Genomic DNA, 1,766 nt, shown 5'->3' on the forward strand with positions numbered 1-1,766 from the left:
GGTGGCGCTCTTGTTCACGCCGTCGTAGTTGGCCGTGATGGTGCCGGCACCGATGTTCGACTGCTCCCCCACCGTCGTGTCGCCGATGTAGCTGAGGTGCGGCACCTTGCTGCCCACGCCGATCGTGGAGTTCTTGGTCTCGACGAACGCGCCGATCTTTCCCTCGGCTCCAAGGTAGGTGCCGGGCCGGAGGTAGGCGAAGGGGCCCACCGTCGCGCCAGCGCCGATCACGGCGAGCGTGGCATCCGTTCTCTTCACCATCGCATTCTCGCCGACCTCGCAGTCGACCAGCGTCGTGTCTGGCCCCACCGTCGCGCCGCGCTGCACCAGGGTTGCGCCCTTGAGCTGCGTGCCGGGCAGCAGCTCGACATCTTCTGCGAGGGTCACGTCGGCGTCGATCCAGGTGGTCGCGGGGTCGTGCACGGTCACCCCGGCGACCTGCCAGCGGCGCACGATCAGCTCATTCATGCGTCGGGATGCCTCGGCCAACTGCACACGGTCGTTGACTCCGCTGACCATCCAGCCGTTCTTGACGGGCACGGCCGACACCGCCGATCCGCTGGCGCGCAGCAGCCCGACCACGTCGGTGAGGTACTTCTCACCGGCGAGGTTCTGCGTGCCGATCAGCGGCAGCTGCACCCTCAACGGCCCCACGCTGAACACGTAGGTGCCCGAGTTGATCTCGGTGACGTCGCGTTCGGCCGCGGTGGCGTCTTTCTGCTCCACGATGCGGTCGAGCGCTCCGTCCGAGTCGCGGATGATGCGCCCGTAGCCCGTGGCGTCATTCAGCACGGCAGACAGCAGTGTGGCGGCCGACCCGGCGCCGCGATGCTCGGTGATAAGCGCGGCGAGGGTCGGGGCATCCAGCAGCGGAACATCGCCGCTGACCACGACCACATCGCCATCGAAGCCGGCGGGTAGCGCCGCAACGGCCACCTCAACGGCGCGGCCGGTACCGGGGATGTCGTCCTGGTCGACGAAGATCACGTCGGGCATCAGCTCGGCAATGGTCGCGACGACCGTGTCACGCTCGTGGCGCACAACGGCGATCACATGGCTCGGATTGAGGTCGCGGGCCGTCGCGAGCACATGCCCGATGAGGGTGCGGCCGGCGAGCGAGTGCAGCACCTTCGGGCGAGCAGACTTCATGCGAGTGCCCTGCCCCGCGGCGAGCACGATGACGGCGAGATTCTGGTCAGTCATTCTTGTTCTCCTTGCGTGATGCCGCTGCAATCAGCTGGGGGCTGGTCATCAGTGCGCGCTTCCACGGCGCGACCCCCTCGATCTCGATCTGCAGCGAGAAGCTCAGGATCGTGCGGATGACGACGACGATGGCAAGCACAACCGCGTCGGTCAGGGAGGGGGTGGCTGTCACTGTGCGAACGAGGTCGGCGGCGACCAGTATCTCCAGGCCGAGCAGGATGGCGAGACCGATCGAGTCGCGAAGGGTTTTGAATGCCCGACCGCCGTCGCCGTTCGCGACGAAGGCTCGGACGGCGAGAACGATGGCGACGATGAACCCACCGGCCATGGCCGCGACGCCCGCTACCTCGAATACTCCGGTGACGATCTCGAAGAATCCGGTCACGTTCATACCCAGAGGCTACCCGAGGGCGAGCGCGACGAGCTTCTCCCTGCCGTCGCTGCCCCAATAACAGGTCTGCAGGATGACCGTACCGCCGAGCCCATCCGTGGCGTGTCTGGCGTTGTCGCCGGCGACCGCATCCCGCATCGCGGTGACCGTGTAGGTGCCGTCGAGGCCGACC

Annotated in this window: 2 protein-coding genes; both read right to left on the reverse strand. The window is 67.2% G+C overall.

The features are described 5' to 3' along the window. Window positions 1-1,203 (reverse strand): bifunctional UDP-N-acetylglucosamine diphosphorylase/glucosamine-1-phosphate N-acetyltransferase GlmU (gene glmU, locus RMN95_RS11955; RefSeq protein ID WP_309617137.1); only part of this gene is annotated, 1,203 nt, incomplete at its 3' end. After that, window positions 1,196-1,594 carry a DUF1622 domain-containing protein gene (locus tag RMN95_RS11960; protein WP_309617138.1) on the reverse strand — a complete coding sequence of 133 codons (399 nt, stop codon included), beginning with the start codon at window positions 1,592-1,594 and terminating at the stop codon, window positions 1,196-1,198. The genes glmU and RMN95_RS11960, both read right to left, overlap by 8 nt. Between the last annotated feature and the right edge of the window lie 172 nt (window positions 1,595-1,766).

It is taken from the genome of Salinibacterium sp. (assembly GCF_031364185.1).
GTDB lineage: Bacteria > Actinomycetota > Actinomycetes > Actinomycetales > Microbacteriaceae > Rhodoglobus.